Source organism: Aquimarina ulvae (genome assembly GCF_053613295.3).
Window position 1 is genome coordinate 196,898 of record NZ_JBSIBP030000002.1, and the last position, 17,652, is coordinate 214,549.

Consider the following 17,652-nt stretch of genomic DNA (forward strand, 5'->3'; position numbering starts at 1 on the left):
CATATGATTTTGTTATATTGTATTCCAAAATCATAATTTTTCAAAACTATATGACCAACCTATTTACTGAATCCCAAACAAAAATCAACAATGAATCTTTATTTGAAAAACTATATAGTGCTAAGGATGAAGATGAACTATCGGAAATCATAGGTGTATATCCAGATATTTTTGATGATAAAAACTGGAAACCACTTGGTGATAATGAGAGTAATTATGGCGTAGTTAAAAATCAACAGTCCAATCCGATAGCTGCGCTTATAGAAAAGGTCACAAATGCAGTTGATGCGATACTTACAAAAGAATGTTTGGTTTCTGGAATAAATCCTAAATCTCTTGAAGCACCGAAGTCCATGGATGAAGCTATCATAAGATTTTTCCCCGAGAATAATTGGGATTTGTCATCTTTTAGAAAAAAACAGTCAGAGAATATTCAAATTATTGCGGATGGGAAAGGACCACGAACACAACGTAATCAATACCCTACTTCAGTAATTGTTTATGACAATGGTGAAGGACAGCATCCTGAAAAATTTGAAGATACATTCCTATCTCTATTAAAAGGAAATAAGAATGATATTCATTTCGTTCAGGGTAAATATAATATGGGCGGAAGTGGTGCTATCGTTTTTTGTGGTAAAAAGAGATATCAATTGGTTGCGTCAAAAAGATACACCGCAGATGGTCATTTAGGTTTTACCTTAGTTAGAGAACATCCTAAAAAAGAGTCAGACCAAGCAAAAGAGACGTGGTACGAATATTTACTTATAGACGGTAAAATACCCTCATTTGCAATTGACGAGATAGACCTTGGTTTACATAATCGAAAGTTTAAAACAGGTACAATCTTAAAACTTTACTCTTATCAATTTCCAAAAGGTTACTCGGGATTTGCCCAAGACTTGAATCAAAGTATTAACGAGTTTTTGTTTCAGCCTGCTCTTCCGATTTTAACAGTTGATTCTAAAGAACGTTATCCGAATAATAAGGTTTTAGATAATGACCTTTTCGGTTTAAAGCGCCGTCTGTCATCTGAGGAATCCGAATATTTAGACGAGAGTTTTTCTGAAGAATTCTCGGATGAAACCTTCGGCACAATGAAGGTTTCCTGTTACGTCTTCAAGACAAAGGTGAAAGACTATGATTTGAAGAAAACCAAGAAAATTATTCAGGATAGGTATTTCAAAAATTCAATGTCCGTAATGTTTTCTCTTAATGGTCAAAACCACGGTAACTATACTTCTGAATTCATTACACGTTCCTTAAAATTAAATCTTCTTAAAAGTCATCTACTGATTCACGTGGATTGTACCAATATGAAGTATAATTTTCGGAAAGAGTTATTTATGGCATCTAGAGATAGGCTTAAAGATGGTGATGAAACCCAATTCCTAAGAAGTTATCTTGCAAAAAGGCTAAGTGCAAAAGATGGAAGGCTTGCAGAAATTGAAAAGAAGAGAAAACAAGCGGTCGATATTGACACTTCTTCCAATACTAATGAGCTACTTAAAAATTTTACAAAAAACCTACCGCTTGATTCAGAGCTGGCTAAGCTTTTGAGTCAAACGTTTAAGTTGGATATCAAGAAAGAAAAGAAGAAAGAAGGTAACAAAAAGCGTTCTTCTACTGAACAAGAACCAACCCCATTTGAACCTAATAGATTTCCATCTTTTTTTCAAATTGATTCGAAATCTGATAACGAAACTGAGGTTCCCAAAATACCCCTCAACGGTGAAAAGACTATTAAATTTTCTACTGATGTTGTGAACGATTACTTTGACCGAGTTGATGAACCTGGTGACTTGATGGTAAGTGTCTTAAATATCAGGCCTAATGAAACCGAAGGTGGCACTGAACCTGGCGAACCAAAAGAAATAGGTGAAATATTTAATGTCGTTAAAAGCAGTCCAAATAAAGGTAAAATAAGGATATCACTCAACCCAAAAGATAAATTAAAGGTTGGGGATAGCGTTCAGATAAAAGCAAATTTATCTTCACCGAATGGGAATTTGGAAGAGTTATTTTGGGTCAAAATTGCTGATAACAACAAACCAAAAAATAAAGTACCAAAAAAAGAAAGTGACAATGAGCTTTTAGGTTTACCAAAACTTGTATTTATGTATAAAAATCCAGCAGAAGATTCTGAGGTAGATGTGTCTTGGGAAGATGTAGAAACTGCTACAAGCCTTGATGTAGATTACGGTACTGTTATGATTCCTGAAGCGGAAGGTGATATGCTCAAAAGGATTTTTATCAATATGGACAGTAGCGTTCTCAAAAATTTTAAGTCGAAAGAAAAGAACATTAACCAAGAGCAATTGGAATTGGCCAATCGTAAATATTACTCGTCAGTATATTTCCATACTCTATTTCTCTACACTATAAGCAAAAATAGGGGATACGAAATTAAGCAGAAAATTGAAGGAAAAGATGAACTTGAACATGTTGATTTAGGGCAATACCTGAAAGACCTTTTTGACCACTATTACTCTACTTTTATTCTCAATTTCGGCGGTATGGAAACTATGATGCAGGGAATTGGGGATTGAAACTTTTAAATTGCCAATTGTAATTTTCTTTCGATTGGTTTAAGCAGATTTATTACTTCATCTATGTTTTTGTACCGTCTTTTTTTTGAATAGTTGAGCATAGTCCTAATTATTACATAGACATCATTATTCTTTATATATGCATCCTGCTGTTTGAAAATACCTGTCGGTGCATTATTCTGAATTATATACCAAAAGACTTTTCCTAGTTGAAAGATATCGGATTGATGGTCAATTATACAATCGTGATTTTCTTTAAAATCTTTGCCTTCGCACAGGTATTTATTCATCGCTTCGGGTGAATGCCAACCTCTCGGTCCAATAAATTCATTTGGGTCATCAATATCTAAACTTTCGTCACGCTCGTCTAACAAACCAAGGTCAGCAATCTTCCAAGTCTTATCAGTAATAAAAATGTTATCAGGTTTTATATCCCTATGAAAGTAGCCCATTGAATTTAATTCTTTTAGACCTTTGGATAAGCTCAAACAGAGTGCAATTCTTTCATTTAAAGAAAGCTCGATGTTATTCTCAAGAAATGCTTTTAAATCGCTTTCGGCATATTCCATTGTATAAAATAGATAGTCTTGATAGCTATTATTAAACGGATTAAATATTTTACAAGTTCCGTGTTGTTCAATTACGACAACATTTTGATATTTATTGTTTTTACAAGCTCTAAGTGCTTCAACTTCTTTATTAAATCTTATTTCAGATTTACGCGCAAACCTCGGGTTAGTTGCTTTCTTGAATTTCAAAATTTTTAATACCAAATCAGGCTCTTCATAGGATAAGTCATCGCGGTCAATTTTTTGACTTTCGTACAAAAATAATATAACTGAATTACCTCCTTTATTACGACCTGTTGAGTTGATATAAGTAAAACAATAATCAATTTTATCGATAGTAATCAGATTATCCGAGGGCTTGCTAATATCAATACTGGAAAAGTCAAATTTCCCATTGGAAATGGAATAATTTTTTATCACACCTTTATGAAGGCATTTATTTTCAGGAAACGTAAAATTATGCATCAGGAAGTAGTGATAAGTTTATAAGTTCAAATCCATCTACATTGGTCAAGTCGATATTTTCTTCTCCAAAAATTTGAGAGAGGTATTCGAGCAGCTCTCTGAATCCATCATTTTTTTGGAAGTCAGTATTTCTTAAAACTGTTTCAAAAATTGACAATCTTCTAAGCCTTGCCATTTTAGAATTAGACTGTGAGACACAATTTGTTGCATAGTCTTTTAATAAATCACATTCATCATTTGAAGGACGAATGAATTGCCTTCCTTCTTCATCTTTTCGGTCAAGAAGCAGCAAGATTTTATACTGATAAGAAAATAGTTCAGAAGATTGTTGTTCTCTATATTTTTCTACAAATGAAAATAGAGTGTAAAAATCACTTTTTTGCTTATATCTAGTTTTAGCTAGGGGTATATATTCATTCATCTGATGAATTATAGAAATAACAACTTTGAAATTAGTTTTTAGTTCTTCATACTCATTTTCGTCGATATCGTTTTCCAAGAGTGACTTTACAATTTTTTTCTTTTCAGTTATTCCCTCATATAGATAGGCTAACAATTCTTCTACATAGCTTCTGTCATTCATTCTTTTTGAACTTGCTTCTGTAAATAAGTTAAGGTCAATAAACTCTTGATGAGATAACAATTCATTTGCCAGATTTAAAAATCTGCTGTTATAAAAATCAGCCTTGTTCATTTCTGGGATATTCAGATGCTTACCCTTTTTGTTAATTAGAACATAAAATTCATTTAGAGTTTCGAGATTTTTTACATCTGACAAGTAAACTACTGGAAGCCGATATTCCCATATTCTATCATCTTCAATATCCTGAATTGTTATTTTGCCGAATTCTTTTGTTGATTTGACCTTGCCATTTACAAAGTTATATATAGTCGTTGTTCGTTGTTGGCCGTCGACCATTTCAAACTGACCATCACTCTTTTTGTAAATAAAAAAATTGGGCAAAGGATAGCCCTTAAGCATTGTATCAATTAATGAACTTTGGTCATTTGTTGACCAAATAAAGTTTCTTTGATAAGAAGGGTTTAAATCAATCTTATTATTTTTTACTAGTTCGGTTAGTTCCCGGACTGTTACTTCCTCTATAGAATATTTCATTATTATAAAAAACAGGTATTACAACCATCACGCTCAGTTCCTTCAAGAATATCCAAAAGGTAGGGGGATGCCTTAGATTTTTGCTTACTCGTGCGCTTTAAATGGTCTAGTTTAATTTCTTTAATTCTTCGAGGCTCTATCAGTTCCTTCAACGTTTCATTTTCAGCCCAAGTGAAACATTCTTCCTCATTCTCATATTTCATTGCTTCCATATATAAGTCTGGATGCTGCTCGTACAACCATATCCATTCTATTTTCTGTTGAAAAAAGCAAAAATAACACCCAGAACGACTTCTAGCATATTCTCCTTTTTGACCATCTACCTCATATTCAACCTTCTCATAGTATTTTGGAACACCTACATTAGATGTTCTGAGAATATGAAAAATGTCTTCTCTTATCAAAACATCTTCATTATCTAGTAGGGCATAATCTTCTTCCAAAGAAAGTGGATAAGACGTATTCTTCAAATGTTTGAATATTGTTCTATTTAATTCTGGAATTCCAAAGTCTAGTAGCCTGTCTGTTTTGGATTTGAGTATTTTATCGGTTTCTTTTCTATCGTTTCTATTCAAGCTATAAGGTTCTTGTATGATAGAAGCTATTCTATCAATTTTAGCCCCTTTATAAAATTCAGAAAAGTAAGAGATTGCATTCTCGTTATTATCTGGATGGAAAAAGTTTGATATTACATCGTTGCTCCATATATTTCTTCGAAAAGGGAAAATAGATTGGATATTATCCTTTCTAGAAACATATCCCTCTCTATCTTCATCACCTCTTATACCTACATAAGAGATAGCGGGCGAGTCTTTAATGAAATCTTCAAACGGCTTCAATTTCATCATCGACGTACACCATCGAGCTTGAGGCGATGGCAGATATCCTCTAAATGATTTGAAATAAAAATCGAATGGATTATCACCTGTACTCGATATTTCTTTGTTCTCTAATTTTTGGATAGGTCGTTGCAACTCATCTTCGAGTCGCTCGATTAGACGATAGGTTTCATCCAGTTCTTTTCCTGTATCACAGAAATAATATTCGAATTCGATGTGTGGGTATTTACCATTGAGATATAATGCTAAAGCAGCACTATCTTTCCCGCCAGAAATGCCCAATATGTGTCTAGCCTTGCTCATTCTTCAGTGATTTCTTTATTTAACAACGATGCCAGTATATGTAATCGCAGATTCTTGTCTCTATTTAGTAAGTCCTCAATCTCAGAAGAGATAGCATTAATTTTATCTCTCTGTTTATGCGTAATTCTAACAGTTTTTTCTATATCTCCATCTTGAAATGTAGATAATTTAAGCTTGATGAGTTCATCATTTTCATCAATTTTAATTTTACTAAGGTCAACAAGGTTGTCCAGTTCTTCCAAGGATTTTTTAAGCTCGATTTTAAGAGTCTCTTCGTCTTTATCATTTATTCTCTCCAAAGATTTACCTAGCACAGCCTGACTAATGGACATTAAATAGGTGTTGCGGTCATTGAAATCCATAGATAGTCTCCAATAAAGTGATTTATGGTGAGCCTTTAAGTAATGTTCTTTAATGCCAGAATAACGGTTTTTCAATTTTGTAGAATAATCTTCAAAACTCATTTCAGTGCCTAGAATTTCTTTACATAAGAAAAGCTCTATCCTATTCAATAAATCTTCAAAAGAATTTTTTATTTCCTCAATGCTATTCTGGAAGTCAATTATATAATCTTCGAATAACGTATCATTATTTGAAAGCTCGTTCAAACTATAGCCCAGAGACGCAGGCAGTTTCTCAAAAAAAGTTTCTTCAGGGTCAACGGCTTTTTCGATAGTTTCCCTAAGACGTATTGCGCTATCTGAAATAGTCCTTGTCCTTTGCGAATAGACGTTTAGATTTTTATAAAAAACCAAGAGAGGCCTTATACTTTCAATAAAAGACTTTTTGTCCAATACATCAAGATTATCTTGATTTAAGAAATGACGATATTTATTAAAGAGCTTAAGCCTCAAGTCATTTAAAACAAAGCTCTTGATAACATATTCCTTTGGGTTTCTGGTCATCATATAGAGGATGTTCTCATCAATGTATGGCACAAATCCATTTTCGTTATATAGGGCAAAATCCCCTCTTTTTATAAATAGAAAAGTTGGTATCCAAAAATCTATTACACCCTGCTTTAATTTAAGTGGTGCTTTATTTAATTGGTTTTGAAATTCTAATATGCTTTTTCTTTGAACTTTACATTTATCAAGAAAATCAAGACTCTCCTGCCATAAGGATTGAAAATCGGCTCTGAGAGGTTGCCCTAATTCCCATTTATCATTTTCAAGACGATGTATTCCGGTGTTTTTTAAGAAACTATAATAAATGGTTTTTTCAGCAGGCCATTTATCCTTGGAAAAACCTAAATCTTCTTCATCATTACGATTTACTAGCGCATTCCAATAATTCTTTCGAGCAGATGATATAGAACCCGAAACTTTATGCCTATTTATAAGTTCACTATGAAAAACAGGTGTTAACGGATATGCTTTCTCTGAAATTTTAGAAAGAATTTTATTAAACTCTCTACCCGATTTAATTTCTATACCGTTTCCGTTCTTAAACCAACTAACTTTTGATGAATAGAGGCTATCCATTACATAGTGCTCCAAAAGATTTTTATTGCTATTGACTATGGCATTTAGCTCTCTGATAGCTACTCGGTCGTTTTGGTCTTCTATGTTACGTAAAACTTCCTCAGTTTTTTCGATTTCTTTTAAGGTAGCGGCTATCTCGGAAGTGTTTGTAAAATATCCAAATAGAATTGGCAGGTCCGAGACACTAGCTTCTGCCATTTCATTTTTAGAGAGGGATTTTTCAGAAAAAATCAAATTAATAAATCCGTCTATCTGACCTTCAGGTGTCTTTTTATCAGGCCTATTGGTTAACTCAAATTTAAATAATCTAGGTGTTCCTTTCTTGTAGGTTTCTGCTTTTGCAATACGTATTGGAAAAACAAAATGAGAGTTTAATTTTTTTAGAACATCTATCTCATCAATTCTATTCTCCGCTTCGGAAATTGCGCTTTCGATATCCAAATCAGTACCCTCAAAAAGTTTTAAGGAATCATCGAATTTGCTATATCTAATGATTTTATTTTTCTCTAAGATATTAAGCGTTTGGCTAATTCTTTTTTTGTCGAAAGTATAGTTAAGATACTCTACAAAGAAATTCTCGTTTAGTCTTGCGCCTGCTTTTGAAAAAATGGATAGTAAACCTATGGATTTTAAGAAAGCATCAGAAATACTTCTATCAATGTCAACGATACTTTCTGCCCGTTCTAGCGCCAATCTAATCGCTGACCACTTATTGAAATCTGGATTCCCCTTTTCGACTAAAAAAGAATAGAAGTGCTGAAATAAATAATCGTATAAATCTGCTAGCTCGAACCTTTGTTCTTTCTCTCTTACTTGTGAAAAATATATAGAGTTTAAAAAAGTGAATAGAGACCTTTCGTTCTGACCATACCTTTGAAGAGATGAAGCTAGAACATAACCACTAATAAAGCTTAACGGATAGAGCGAGGACTCTAGTTTATTTGAATTAGGATTTATCGAGGAAAATAGAGTATGATTTTCTGCTAATTTTGAAGTATGAAATTTATTTTTTTTGACCGATTTAGATACTTTGGCTACTAAATGAAGTAGTTGGTCTATCGGTTCGTTAAAAGGCAATTCATAAAATCGTCCTTGAACCTTTTTCCATTCGTCTCTCTGATTTTTCGATAAAGTATTTGAATAAGATAGAATATTCTGATGAATGGACGTAATGAGTATGATGTTTCGGTCTTCCGCATTTACAAACTCTGCAAACTTTTGCAAAAAATATACTTCTCTCGAAGTATCATTTTGTACTGCGTATTCCAAATGTTTACCAAACTCGTCAAGAATAATGAATAGCGCACCATCTTCTTTTTTTAAAGACCGATATTCTTGATAAATAGCATCAAATAGCTTTTGATTCCCATCAAGGTCATTCTTTATTCCAAACTCATCGTTTAGTGAATCAGTCAGTGAACGATATTCTCCAACCAATTTAATGACCTTTGCTTTACCATTAAATTTGCCGGCAAAGTATTCGTTTGTTTTTAAAAGGGATTTTTCAAGGGCTAATAAAAAGGATGATTTGCCTGTACCAAAAGAACCTATAAGATTAAAGGCTTTCTGCCCTCTATTAACATTTTCTTCAATTAAGGATAAGACTCTTTCGGCATTCGGCGTTACCAAATATTTCACATCGGAATTACTATCCCGAATAATATTAGTAGATGTATTTATTTTATAATCCATAATAGTCGTCCAAAACGGTTACAGGGTCTATTTCTTTTTTGATTTGCAGCTCTTTTATTCCGGCTTCACTGCTATAAACTATATTCTTGTATCTATTAGAAATACTTTTTAATTTATCTTCCAAGATATCTCTATCAAAACAAAAAATATTACCCACGCCAAAATCATCAGTATATAAACTGCTGAAACTGATTGTTTTTGAATAATTAGGATTAATTAAAATACAATATAAAATTATAGCCTCTGGAATACCTATTTGATTGCCATTATGAACCCTATAAATGGTTTTTCCATTTCTGTTTTTTCCTATTTCTTTTAAAAGCCCCAACTCAGTAAATAATCCCGTGTAACCATCGTCTAATGAATCTCCGTTGGATTGACCGTACATCCTTTTAAAAACAGAAAAATCTTTAATAATTAATTTTTCTTTTTGTTTGGAATCCAAATCTCTTACAAAGTCAATAAAATTTTTCTGTGTGAATTCTGGTTTGATTTTTCGGAAATTGCTGAAGATTAAATTATAAATCGAAGAGTGGTTTCTAGAACATAATTTATAATGTAGTAAATACAACGTTCCTTCGTTTTCCAAATATGGGTCCCAGCCACCGTCTAAAAATACTTTCTCATAGGGCTGCTTTAAATCTGATTTTTCATCAAAGACATCAAAAGACTTTAACCAAAACTTCATTGAATTGACCATATTTTTTCCTACACCAAGGTCAACCCCAGAATCAATCCTAAATTGTTCACCAGAGCTTAAGTAATCTATACCTTTCTTTAGCCAAAACAAGCGGCAATGAAAAGTGTCGTGTCCAGAAAATACCATCTGTTCTTTTTTCTCAAAAGTAGCGATATTAAAAGCCATTTCTAAATACAAACCTTTTTTTATTTTAACAAATTATTGGTGGAAAGTCAATAAAACCAGTGTTCATCTGGTTTTTAAGTAATTCCTTATTGTAAAAGCGTACTCCTTTATAACTTCCCTTATTAATTCAATTAATCTTAATCCGATATCCTTCATAATCTATCTAGTAATTCATTTAATAATACTATCGCTAAAGCACAATACCCTTGAGATACTTTGAAATACTCACTCTCATCCCTATTACTCAAAAAACCCAATTCCAACAACACAGCAGGACAAGAAACATTTTCCCGCAACACCTGAAAATCCGCAAACTTGACACCTCTACTCTCAAAACCCAACTTAATATTCAGTTTTTCTTGAAGCTGAAAAGCCAACCAAGTGGCATTATTTCGATATTTAGATACCTTCTTGGCCACATAAACTTCAACACCTCTTGCGTCCGGGTTATCCGAGTGATTACAATGCAAGGACAAAAACAAATCAGCTTTTAAAGCTTTTGTCAGCTTCGTTCTATCTGATAAAGAAATTAATGTGTCGGTATACCTAGTCAAATAAATATCCAAAGGCTTTTCCAAATTACTATTTAGCTTCAGAATGGCATTTGCAATATTGAGTACAACATCCTTTTCTTGGATGCCATTTATGCCGATTGCACCAGCATCTTTTCCGCCGTGTCCAACGTCAATTACAATTCGTTTTTGAGCACTCGTTTCTTGCGCCAAAATGATGCACATTTTGAAGAGCAAAATCATAAAACTGACGTTTTTGAGCACTTTTTTCATTTTCAATTTTCGGGTTATCAACAGCTTGGTTTCAAAAAATCATAGCATTTGATGTCAAATAATAACATCTTAATTCAAACAATATCAAATAATATTTTATTCACAAAATACTTATTTACAGTGTTTTATAATCAAATATATGTAAATTTCTCATAACGAAAATGAACACAAATTAAAACCGTTCCGTTATGAAAAAATCACACTATTTGGCATCCATCCTTTCGCTATTATCAACTTCGCTTTTTGCCCAGATTGGTGGCATTGAAGATTCCGTTAACGATGTTGGCGATACCATAAGAACCATATTCCCGATTTTATTGGGTGTCATCTTCTTGGTGGGTTTCTTATTTAATGCAGGACACTTCTTCGGCGAAAATGCAGACCTCAAAAAAGGTATTACCAGAGTTCTGGTCTTTGTACTTATTGCAGGTGCAGTAGTCGGAATCTTTACTTACCTCATTGGAATCGTGGTGTAACGATGAAGAAATTCGAAGTCTATAGAAACATTAGAAAACGGGCGGTCATTTTTGGGCTGCCCATTTCCCTGTTTGCTTTAATGATGATGTCCATACTGGCGTCGTTAATGTTCATCATTTTTTCATTCAGTTTTGGGATTATTGTTGGCGTACTAGTTTTCAACGCTTCGCTATATGTAGCCTTAACTAGGATTGCACACAATCCGCAATTATTCCAACTGGCAAAGCCTTTCCCAAGAATTATTAGTAACAAACGAAACTCTGGCTTTGATTATGAATAAGATGAATCTTTCGGCATATCAACCCATTGTAGATATTCAAGACAATATCATATTTACCAATAATGGCAATGTAGTGTTGTGCTATGAAGGGAACTTGCCAGAAATCTATTCCTTGTCAGAAAAGGATTTTGAAGATATGCACGGTGCTTGGTTTCAGGCATTGAAATCGCTTCCTGTGGGTACAGTCGTTCATAAACAAGACGTATATCTGAAGAAATCCTATACCTCGGAAAAACTACCGAATACTACCTTTTTAGAGAAAGCCACACACGAGCATTTTAAAGGTCGTGGACACATAGAACATAAATGTTATTTGTTCTTCATCCTGACTAAAAACAAAGCATTAAATAATCCTAAATATGTGAATCCTTTCCGCAAGGTTTCAAAAGGAATCGTTCAGGAACTGGACGATAATGTAAAGAGTTTTATCAACTCGGTTAGTGATTCGGTTTCCTTCATAAACAATAGTCGAAAGATGCGTTTTGTTTCGCTTAGAGCGGAAGAAATCCAACAATTCACAAGCGACTATTTCAACGGTTTCAACGAAGGCTTTGATACCGATGCCATACTGGGGAAAAATGACATTTATATAGGGGAAAACTATTTTGATTCCCTGGCCATCAACAGCGAACTGTGCTTTGGCGAAAGTGTACAGAGTAGCAAGACCAATGAGAAATTCACTTCTGACGATTTTGTGTTTCATCAAGGGTTTATTGATGGTCTAGGGCTTACCCTTAACGAAAATCATATCGTCAATCAGATTCTGTATCTCGATGATAAACAGAAGTGGCGCAAAATGCTCGACAAAAAAGTTGAGGAACTCAATAAGAGTTCCAACTTTGGGTCACAAAACAAAGTCGTACTCGGCAAAATCCAGCACATTCTTGACCAAATCAATGCAGATGATAATGCGCGAATTATAAGAGGTCATCTCAACATTGTCTATTGGGCTCGGGAAGCCCGAGAGCTAGGTCAAATAGGTTCCAGGATAAAGACAGAGTTTAAGGAACTTGACATCATTCCATATTACCCAAGAGGTGAAGAACGGAAGAACTATATCCTAAACAGTTTCTGCTGTTACTCGTCTAACTTTTCAAATGCCGATTTATATGTTACCGATTTAAAACACGCACTCTGCCTGTTCATCAACAACACCAATTATAAATCTGACGATACCGGAATCATTTTCAATGACCGTGAGCATAACATTCCCGTTTTAAAAGATGTCTGGGACGAACGAAAGAAACGCATCAAGGCTCGAAACTTTGCCATATTCGCCCCAACGGGTGAAGGCAAATCCTTTTTGGCCAATAACATTTTACGTCAATATTTTGAAAGTGGCGTTCGCTTGGTCATAATTGACCTTGGTGGATCCTACACCAAATTTGCCAAACTCTATCCCGAAAAATACACGGTGCTTCGTTATGAAAGTGGCAAAAATCTGGGCATCAATCCCTTTTATATAAGTGATGTAAATGACCTGACACCGGAACGGTTGGAAGACTTGTCTGTTTTCCTATTTGAACTTTTTGCTTCTGATTTAAAAGTTACCAAAGCACAGTCGGTTTCGGTTAAAAAGATATTACGTCACTATTACAACAATACTTCAGAAAATCATTCGCTGGATGGTTTTTACAACTTTATAGAGCGGAATCAGAAAGACCTTCTGAACACCTTAAAAATCCATCCCGACTACTTCAATATCACGAGCTTCTTGCACGTAATGTCTGAATATGTCGGCGATGGTCTATATAGCTTCCTTTTTGAAGTAAGCGAAGACCAGACCTACAAGATTGAGGATAAACGCCTGATTGTTTTTGAACTGGATGAAGTAAAGGATAACAAAGAAATCCTGTCCGTAATGTTGAAGCTGATTAAGTCTGCCATCCAAAGAACCATTTGGAAAAACAGAGCTGAAAAAGGCATCATTTTATTTGACGAGTTTGCGAAGCAACTGAAGTTTGACAATGTACTGGAAAGTGTAGAATTCTACTATCAAGCCATTCGTAAACAAAATGGTGCGATTGGTATTATTCTGCAATCCATAAATCAGCTTCCGAACAATTCAACATCAGCCAGCATATTAGAAAACACACAGGTCATTTATAGCTTGAATAATGAAAAAGGCTATGACGAACTGGTCAAAAGACTCAATCTATCTAGTCACGATTTAAACCAATTAAAGTCCATTAAAAACAATCTTTCTGGACCACGGAAGTATACCGAAATGTTTATCAAAATAGGAAAGGAAAGCAACATTTTTAGGCTTGAAGTTCCTAAAGAAGTCTATGCAGCTTACCTAACCGACGGTCAGGAAAACGAAGAAATAATGAAGCTCTACAATGAGCATCACGATATGGAAAAAGCAATAATTCAATTCACATCTAAAACATAATATTATGAAGACAAAAATCAAAACAATCTTGTTCGCGCTAATCTTGACGGTTGCCATTTTTGCACCAAGCGGTGCTACCGCTCAAGGAATGCCAGTTTATGACAACACCAACTTTATCAGCTTGGTAAAATCGCTTGTAGAATCGGCAAAACAGACCTCTCAACTTATCAAATCCGTAAAGTTTTTGAAAGATGCAAAAGAAGCAATAGAGAAAGTATCTAGTGTTGTTCAACAACTTAGAGCTGTCGAAGAAATTGCACAGAACAATCAACGTCTTATCAATATAATGCAAAACGATTTGCAGGATATTTTAAACTCGCCTTACATCAAACCAGAGGAAGTAACACGGGTTGCGGAATCCTTTGAGGCCATAGTTCAAAACTCTTTGGACACGGTTGATTTTATGAGCGAAATCTTATCCAGCGATAATCTTAAAATGTCCGATGCAGAACGTGCCGAAGTTTTAAAACAGAAAGAGAAAGAATCTAAGGAAATGGTTTCGATTATCAACACAAAAACAAAACGCTATCGAGATATCATTTCTTTTAGAAAAATGCAAGATAAAATCAATAACCGAGAAACAGAATATTAATAATGACCGCAACCATACTTTTAGGGATTGGACTGGAATACGTCGATGCGGTATTTCAAACCATACAGAACAGTAGTTTCTCGCAATATACCATTGCAGGAATGAAAACGCTTGCTGTATTGTTCTTTCTGGTCAATATCCTAAAAAAGTATAATGAAGGTGTTGCGGATAAGGACGGTTACACTTGGGGATTAAGCCCAGGGGAATTGACCAAGAATTTTGCGGTTGTGCTTCTGGTCATATTTTCAACACAGGTTTTGGGCTTCTTCGATAGTATCTTGGTTTCCATAGAAGCGCAATATCGTGGCACAGCACCAGCCTTGTTACCATTACAGATGCAGGATATTCCTATCGAGGAAGAAATCAATTTTTTAGAGGCCGCTCAAGCGGCAATGGCCTTATTATACGAAGCTCTGGTTACACCTCTTTATGGGTTCAAAATATTTGCGTTTATCATTAGCCTCATACTTTGGATTTTGGATTTGTTTATCTATCCGCTATTCCTTGCAGAACGCTATTTCCTATTAGGCATAATGCAGGCCTTTTTCCCATTAGTGATAAGTCTTGCAGTTTTTGAAAAATTCCGTTCGCTTGCCTATACCTTTTTCAAACTATATGCAGCGGTATATATGTTGGTGCCAGCTTTCTTTCTGGTCAATGTATTCGTAAATGCGCTCTATACTGAAATCAATACAAACTTCTGGACTAACCTTTTTGAGACAGATGTTGGCCAGGGCTTTTTTGCACCTGTGGTTCAGCTTGGGTCAGTTTTTTTCATTGTTATTCTAAAGTTCAAATTATACAAGCGCGCCACATCATTTACCCTCAGATTGTTTACAAGCTAATTCCAATGAAAATGAAAACACCTTATAAAAATATCTATAAAGTCTTAAAATTAAACAGGTTTATCGTGTTGGCAGTTGTCATTTTTGCAATGCTATCCAGCACCTTTTCACTTTGGATGGCTTTTAAAACGAATAAAGAAGCGCTTAATAGCGCCTTCGCCATTAATACGGATGGCAGTATTATTCCGCTGAAGCTCGTTACACAAAAAGAAAATTTTAAGGTCGAAGCTTTGGCGCATCTAGACCTGTTCCACAACTACTTCTATAATATAGATGCGAGTAATTATGAACGCAATTTGGAAAAGGCACTTTGGCTGGGTAATAGTTCCGTGGACAATCTCTACCGTCAGAAAAAAGCGGATGGTGTCTACAACAGATTACTTCAGTATTCACTCGTTCAAAAAGTACTGAGCATTGATTCACAAATTGAAGAACAAAACGGAATATACATTTTTAGAACGGTTACCGTCTTTGAAATCAATAGAGGGTCTATAATAGATACCTACGAACTCGTTTCTAGTGGAAACTTAATTCCTGTTGATAGAAACTTTCCAAACAATCCCCACGGTTTGTTGATTACAAATTATTTCGAGAACACTTTAAAAAAACTAACAGATGAAGATAGAAAAAAATAAAATCGTCTTTTCGGCTGTATTAGCTGTGATTTTCATATTCCTGATTTCCTATTCTATGATGGTTATGGGCGATGATGAGAATGAGAATGAAAACCTTGAACAGACCTTAGTTCCTGATTTAGATGAAAACCAAAAAGAATATGATTCAAAACTGGATGCTATCAATGACCTGAAAGAAGTGCGCGAGAATAATGCACCCAGCATCTATGATGAAAAATTTTTGGATTCAACAGGTCTTTACAATCCTGATTTACCAGAACAAGAAAAAGAACGCATTGTAGATAGTATTTACGACGCAGGTAAGATTCAATATTCTAAAAAGAAGTATCGCAACTTAGGGCAAAAGGAAGTTGCGCAAAAGAGCGCAATACAAATCGATTCTGCCGAAATAATGCGAGAACAAAAAATTCAAGCCAAAGAATTAGGGCTAGAACATCAGTTATTCTTTGCTGCTTCGCCAAAACCCAATGAAGTTTCAATTATTGGTAATACAGATGAAACGATATATGTGGTTGTCGATGGCGACCAGGTTGTTAAAGCGAACACTAGATTACGGATGCGCCTTACTAAATCAGCTACTATTAATGGTAAGCCGATGCCAAAGAATACACCAGTTTTTGGTTTTATAAGCTTTCAGCCAAATCGTGCTTTAATCGAAATTGAGAACATAAAGCATCATCCTACCAAGCTAAAGGCATTTGATTTGCTAGATGGTAGCGAAGGCATCTATGTACAGAACAATTTTAGGGCAGAAGCTACCACAGAAGTTTTGGATGATGTTATTGGTGATATCAATATCCCAACTGTTCCGCAGGTAGGCGGAATTACACAGGTATTTAGACGCCGTAATCGAAGTGTAAAGGTAACTGTGCTCAACAACTACAAATTAATTCTAAAACCGAAATTATGAGAACAATTATATTACTGCTTGTGTCGATTTCAGCTCTTGTATCTCGACCTTGCTTAGCACAAGCGACTGCGGAAACGAATACAGTCCTAGATACAATTTATGCAAACGACACTAAAAACGTTGCGCTATTTTTTCCAGAACCCATACGACAAGGCATAACCGGTTCGGATAATTTTATCTTTACCTATAATCGTGAAAAAGAACAATACTTCGGACTACTTCAGGCAAAGCCCGGGAAAGAAAGTAATCTGCTGGTAGTCAATAGAAATGGTGCGATTTTTTCGTATATTGTAAGATATAAAAAACAGCTGTCTAAGCTCAATTATTTTATCCCATTATCGAATAGTATTGGGAATGAAAAGCCAATCGTAACCGATTCGATTCAGGTTGTAACTTCTGAAAAAAATATAGATAACAGAACCTATTATTATCAAAAATTCTGCACCTATCTTCTTAACAGAAACCAACGTATCGGTCGTATTAAGAAGCGAACTCAAGGCATTGTCTTGACCATTGAAAATGTTGTTTTTGATAAAGAAGAGCTCTACTTCGTTATCCAGATTGAGAATAATTCTACAATGGATTACGATTTGAATTTCTTGAACCTATCCATAGAGACTCGACAAAAAGGGAAAAGGAAATCTTTACAGAGTTTGTATAAAAAACCTATTTATAAGCACCATCAGCCTTCAAAAATTGCAGAAGATAAAATGGTAAGGTTGGTTTATGTAATGCCCAAATTTTCGTTGTCCAATGACCGTAGGGTGATTTTAGAATTGAACGAGAAAGATGGCGAACGCAATATAAAACTGAACATATCGCACAGATATATCAATAACCCAAATTAATA

14 protein-coding genes are annotated in these 17,652 nt (G+C 34.7%); 8 read left to right on the forward strand and 6 right to left on the reverse strand.

Translation table 11 applies throughout. The features are described from left to right. Positions 1–50: 50 nt before the first annotated feature. Complete coding sequence (locus ACWGOQ_RS04450) at positions 51–2,549, forward strand: hypothetical protein (protein ID WP_452056325.1); 2,499 nt, start codon at positions 51–53, stop codon at positions 2,547–2,549. A gap of 5 nt (positions 2,550–2,554) precedes the next feature. Here the strand turns inward: ACWGOQ_RS04450 and ACWGOQ_RS04455 are convergent, their stop codons facing one another. From ACWGOQ_RS04455 to ACWGOQ_RS04480, 6 genes are all read right to left on the reverse strand, one after another. Beyond that, complete coding sequence (locus tag ACWGOQ_RS04455) at positions 2,555–3,583, reverse strand: protein kinase domain-containing protein (protein ID WP_452056324.1); 1,029 nt, start codon at positions 3,581–3,583, stop codon at positions 2,555–2,557. Then, a complete protein-coding gene (locus ACWGOQ_RS04460) occupies positions 3,576–4,700 on the reverse strand; it encodes a GmrSD restriction endonuclease domain-containing protein (protein WP_452056323.1) in 1,125 nt (374 codons plus the stop codon). The genes ACWGOQ_RS04455 and ACWGOQ_RS04460 overlap by 8 nt, the downstream gene beginning before the upstream one ends. A 2-nt stretch (positions 4,701–4,702) precedes the next feature. Beyond that, complete coding sequence (locus ACWGOQ_RS04465; RefSeq protein ID WP_452056322.1) at positions 4,703–5,842, reverse strand: phosphoadenosine phosphosulfate reductase domain-containing protein; 1,140 nt, start codon at positions 5,840–5,842, stop codon at positions 4,703–4,705. Further along, on the reverse strand, positions 5,839–9,018 hold the full coding sequence (locus ACWGOQ_RS04470; protein WP_452056321.1) for a hypothetical protein: 3,180 nt from the start codon (positions 9,016–9,018) through the stop codon (positions 5,839–5,841). The genes ACWGOQ_RS04465 and ACWGOQ_RS04470 overlap by 4 nt, the downstream gene beginning before the upstream one ends. Next, a complete protein-coding gene (locus tag ACWGOQ_RS04475; RefSeq protein WP_452056320.1) occupies positions 9,008–9,883 on the reverse strand; it encodes a DUF4007 family protein in 876 nt (291 codons plus the stop codon). The genes ACWGOQ_RS04470 and ACWGOQ_RS04475 overlap by 11 nt, the downstream gene beginning before the upstream one ends. 152 nt (positions 9,884–10,035) lie before the next feature. Then, complete coding sequence (locus ACWGOQ_RS04480; protein WP_452056319.1) at positions 10,036–10,668, reverse strand: N-acetylmuramoyl-L-alanine amidase family protein; 633 nt, start codon at positions 10,666–10,668, stop codon at positions 10,036–10,038. 188 nt (positions 10,669–10,856) lie between these two features. On the opposite strand from ACWGOQ_RS04480, the gene ACWGOQ_RS04485 reads away from it, so the two are divergent. From ACWGOQ_RS04485 to ACWGOQ_RS04515, 7 genes are all read left to right on the forward strand, one after another. Next, positions 10,857–11,144, forward strand: coding sequence for a hypothetical protein (locus ACWGOQ_RS04485; protein WP_008610937.1), 288 nt, complete (start codon positions 10,857–10,859; stop codon positions 11,142–11,144). A gap of 273 nt (positions 11,145–11,417) precedes the next feature. Beyond that, the gene (locus tag ACWGOQ_RS04490) at positions 11,418–13,820 is read left to right on the forward strand and encodes a TraG family conjugative transposon ATPase (protein WP_452056318.1); all 2,403 of its coding nucleotides are present in this window, start codon (positions 11,418–11,420) and stop codon (positions 13,818–13,820) included. A 4-nt stretch (positions 13,821–13,824) separates the two neighbouring features. Further along, entirely contained in the window at positions 13,825–14,412 is a 588-nt protein-coding gene (locus ACWGOQ_RS04495; protein ID WP_452056317.1) for a conjugal transfer protein, read from the forward strand. 2 nt (positions 14,413–14,414) lie between these two features. Beyond that, complete coding sequence (locus ACWGOQ_RS04500; protein WP_452056316.1) at positions 14,415–15,257, forward strand: hypothetical protein; 843 nt, start codon at positions 14,415–14,417, stop codon at positions 15,255–15,257. Between the two features lie 11 nt (positions 15,258–15,268). Continuing rightward, a complete protein-coding gene (locus tag ACWGOQ_RS04505) occupies positions 15,269–15,892 on the forward strand; it encodes a conjugal transfer protein TraK (protein ID WP_452056315.1) in 624 nt (207 codons plus the stop codon). Beyond that, on the forward strand, positions 15,873–16,802 hold the full coding sequence (gene traM, locus ACWGOQ_RS04510) for a conjugative transposon protein TraM (protein WP_452056314.1): 930 nt from the start codon (positions 15,873–15,875) through the stop codon (positions 16,800–16,802). The genes ACWGOQ_RS04505 and traM overlap by 20 nt, the downstream gene beginning before the upstream one ends. After that, positions 16,799–17,650: a DUF4138 domain-containing protein gene (locus tag ACWGOQ_RS04515; RefSeq protein WP_452056313.1), complete on the forward strand. Its 852-nt coding sequence runs from the start codon at positions 16,799–16,801 to the stop codon at positions 17,648–17,650. Before traM ends, ACWGOQ_RS04515 begins: the two co-directional genes overlap by 4 nt. The last annotated feature ends 2 nt before the right edge of the window (positions 17,651–17,652 follow it).

Bases quoted from the DNA above. Each gene is read 5' to 3' on its own strand.
- ACWGOQ_RS04460 (WP_452056323.1), bottom strand. From the start codon at position 4,700: ATGAAATATTCTATAGAGGAAGTAACAGTCCGGGAACTAACCGAACTA.
- ACWGOQ_RS04515 (WP_452056313.1), top strand. From the start codon at position 16,799: ATGAGAACAATTATATTACTGCTTGTGTCGATTTCAGCTCTTGTATCT.
- ACWGOQ_RS04465 (WP_452056322.1), bottom strand. From the start codon at position 5,842: ATGAGCAAGGCTAGACACATATTGGGCATTTCTGGCGGGAAAGATAGT.
- ACWGOQ_RS04470 (WP_452056321.1), bottom strand. From the start codon at position 9,018: ATGGATTATAAAATAAATACATCTACTAATATTATTCGGGATAGTAAT.
- ACWGOQ_RS04505 (WP_452056315.1), top strand. From the start codon at position 15,269: ATGAAAACACCTTATAAAAATATCTATAAAGTCTTAAAATTAAACAGG.
- ACWGOQ_RS04450 (WP_452056325.1), top strand. From the start codon at position 51: ATGACCAACCTATTTACTGAATCCCAAACAAAAATCAACAATGAATCT.
- ACWGOQ_RS04480 (WP_452056319.1), bottom strand. From the start codon at position 10,668: ATGAAAAAAGTGCTCAAAAACGTCAGTTTTATGATTTTGCTCTTCAAA.
- ACWGOQ_RS04490 (WP_452056318.1), top strand. From the start codon at position 11,418: ATGAATAAGATGAATCTTTCGGCATATCAACCCATTGTAGATATTCAA.
- traM (WP_452056314.1), top strand. From the start codon at position 15,873: ATGAAGATAGAAAAAAATAAAATCGTCTTTTCGGCTGTATTAGCTGTG.
- ACWGOQ_RS04500 (WP_452056316.1), top strand. From the start codon at position 14,415: ATGACCGCAACCATACTTTTAGGGATTGGACTGGAATACGTCGATGCG.
- ACWGOQ_RS04485 (WP_008610937.1), top strand. From the start codon at position 10,857: ATGAAAAAATCACACTATTTGGCATCCATCCTTTCGCTATTATCAACT.
- ACWGOQ_RS04475 (WP_452056320.1), bottom strand. From the start codon at position 9,883: ATGGCTTTTAATATCGCTACTTTTGAGAAAAAAGAACAGATGGTATTT.
- ACWGOQ_RS04455 (WP_452056324.1), bottom strand. From the start codon at position 3,583: ATGCATAATTTTACGTTTCCTGAAAATAAATGCCTTCATAAAGGTGTG.
- ACWGOQ_RS04495 (WP_452056317.1), top strand. From the start codon at position 13,825: ATGAAGACAAAAATCAAAACAATCTTGTTCGCGCTAATCTTGACGGTT.